The 1,318-nt window shown below is 62.9% G+C and carries 1 protein-coding gene and 1 other annotated feature; the gene reads left to right on the top strand.

Features of this window, described 5'->3' with window-relative positions; translation table 11 throughout:
• The first annotated feature begins 50 nt into the window (after positions 1-50).
• A protein-coding gene (locus tag H163_RS0121800; RefSeq protein WP_425298534.1) for an IS3 family transposase occupies positions 51-1,279 on the top strand; the annotation gives its coding sequence in 2 pieces (ribosomal slippage) (positions 51-345 and positions 345-1,279; 1,230 coding nt in all).
• Positions 332-446: a sequence feature (AL1L pseudoknot), on the top strand. (Overlaps the previous gene by 115 nt.)
• Positions 1,280-1,318: the final 39 nt, after the last annotated feature.

The following is a 1,318-nucleotide window of genomic DNA, read 5'->3' as shown; positions in this document are numbered from 1 at the left end:
TGAACCGTCCTGGCTTTCCAGGAGGCTCCTATTTGTGAGAAGGAGCTGAGATGAGCGCTACAAGGAACAAGTTTTCGGGTGAGTTTCGCGACCGTGCCGTGCGGATGGTGGCGGAGCATCGTGGGGATTACCCGTCGGAGTGGGCGGCGCTGACCTCGATTGCTGGCAAGATCGGCTGCACGAGCGAGACGCTGCGCCGCTGGTGCCGGGAGGAGGCTGGCCGACGAGCGGGGCCAGAGGCGCAGGCCGTCAACGACCGGGACCGGGTCAAGGCATTGGAGCGCGAAGTGAAGGAACTTCGCCGTGCCAACGAGATCCTGCGCAAGGCTTCGGCTTATTTTGCGCAGGCGGAGCTCGACCGCCACGGCAAATGGTGATGTCCTTCATCGACACGCACCGTGAGGAACTGGGTATCGAGCCGATCTGCCGTGAACTGGCGATCGCCCCCTCCTCTTATCATGAGCATGCGGCCCGGCTTGCCGACCCCGGCAGACGTCCGGCCCGTGCCCGGCGCGACGACGAACTCAGGCAAGAGATCAAGCGTGTTCACTCGGACAGCTTCGGCCTCTACGGGACGCGCAAAGTCTGGCACCAGTTGCGGCGGGAGGGGATCGCCGTCGCCAAGTGCACCGTGGAGCGGCTGATGCGCGCCATGGGCCTGGCTGGCGTGCGCCGGGGCAAGACTACAGTTACCACGATCAGCGACCCGAAGGCACAGTGCCCACTGGATAAGGTCAACCGGGAATTCCGCGTCAGTCGACCCAATGCGCTGTGGGTGGTCGACTTCACTTATGTCCATAGCTGGACCGGGTTCGTCTACGTCGCCTTCGTGATCGATGCCTATGCCCGACGCATCGTGGGCTGGAAAGTCAGCACCAGCGCCACGGCAGGCTTCGTGCTCGATGCCCTGGAGCAGGCAATCCATGCCCGCAGGCCCGGCCCCGAGGATGGACTGATCCATCATAGCGACAGGGGAACCCAATATCTTGCCATGAACTACACCCAGCGCCTGGCTGAGGCGAACCTCGTGCCATCCGTCGGAAGCGTCGGTGATAGTTACGACAACGCCTTGGCCGAGACGATCAATGGCCTCTACAAGGCCGAGGTCATCTGGCGCCAGCGGTCATGGCCGAGCGCGTCGGCCGTCGAAATGGCGACCCTGCGCTGGGTCGATTGGTTCAACAACAACCGCCTGTTCGGCCCCATCGGGCACATCCCGCCCGCAGAGGCCGAAGCCAAATACCATGCAGCCCAAAAGACCCTCGATATGGTTGCATGACTCAAATGAAACTGCCTCCGGAAAACCCGGGACGGTTCA

Source organism: Pannonibacter phragmitetus DSM 14782 (assembly GCF_000382365.1).
Lineage (GTDB): Bacteria > Pseudomonadota > Alphaproteobacteria > Rhizobiales > Stappiaceae > Pannonibacter > Pannonibacter phragmitetus.
The sequence above is the reverse complement of the archived record's forward strand: the minus strand, read 5'-3'. Positions and strand labels throughout refer to the sequence as shown.